At 63.6% G+C, this 1,231-nt stretch carries 1 protein-coding gene; it reads right to left on the bottom strand.

The window, feature by feature from the left end:
• Positions 1 to 209: 209 nt before the first annotated feature.
• Entirely contained in the window at positions 210 to 1,043 is an 834-nt protein-coding gene (locus AC1DS3_RS38815) for a Bug family tripartite tricarboxylate transporter substrate binding protein (RefSeq protein ID WP_477129384.1), read from the bottom strand.
• Positions 1,044 to 1,231: the final 188 nt, after the last annotated feature.

The raw sequence follows: 1,231 nt of genomic DNA, 5'->3' as shown, positions 1-1,231 counted from the left end.
GGTCAGCACCTTGGCGTCGCTGATGGGTGTCGCGAGCGGCAGGTACACCGATGAAAGCCGGATCGATGCGATGTTGTCGTTTGCGCCGGTCTTCTGCTGGTGCTGCGTGGTCATGCTTGTGCTCCTGATTTCTTGAGATGCGGCCCACCGAGGCCGCCTGGTGATGCGAGGTGATGCGTGGGGATGCATGGTGATGCCTGGTGCCGGCCCTACTCGATCATTGCACCGGATTCCCTGACGGTCTTGCCCCATTTCTCTATTTCGGCCTTGACGAACTCGTTCGCCTTGGCGGGTGAACTGCCGACCACGACGAACCCTGCGGCCTCGAGCTTTTCCTTGACCTTGGGATTGGCCATCGCCTTTTCCGATGCGGCGGCAAGCTTGTCGATGATGGCCTTGGGCGTGCCTGCGGGAGCTGCCAGGCCGAACCAGGAGACCGCAGAGAAACCGGGGAAGCCGGACTCGGCGATGGTCGGCACGTTCGGATAGGAGGGGTTCCGCTCGGCGCTGAAGACGGCAATCGGCCGCAGCTTGCCTGACTTGACGTACGGCAGCAAAACGTCCTGGTTCAGCGTGAGGATGGGCACATGCCCGGCAAGCGTGTCGCTGATGGCTGCGGCGCCGCCCTTGTAGGGCACGGGCGTGATCTTGAATCCTGCGGCCGACTCGAGCATCTGCATGCCCAGGTGGTTCGAAGACCCGTTGCCGGAATTGGCAGCCTGGTATTTTCCGGGCGAGGCTTTGACGAGCTTGAGGAATTCCTGGATGGTCTTGGCCGGAAACTCGGGGTTCACCACCAGCACATTCGGCCCGGTCGCCAGCAAGGAAATGTGGGCAAAATCCTTGTCCGCATACGGCAGCTTGTTGTAGAGGCCGTAGTTGATCGCGTTCGAACCCACGCCCGAGATCAACAAGGTGTAGCCATCTGGCACCGMGCGTGCCACCGCCACGGAGCCGATCCCGCCATTAGCGCCGCCCCTGTTCTCCACGACGAACGACTGTCCGAGCTGGGCCTGCAGTTCTGCAGCCAGGATCCGGCCCATTGCGTCGGAGCTGCCCCCCGCGGGGAACGGCACGACGATGTTCACTGGCTTGGCGGGATATGGCTGCTGCGCTGCCGCCGGCAACGCCAGCGTGGCGGCAGCGAGCGCCACGCAAATCAAGGGAACGCAACGGCGCGCCTGCGCCGAGCGCCACGCAAATCAAGGGAACGCAACGGCGCGCCTGCGCC

The sequence above is a fragment of the Cupriavidus sp. 01L46 genome (assembly GCF_056399905.1).
This window is presented reverse-complemented; position numbering and strand designations above follow the sequence as displayed.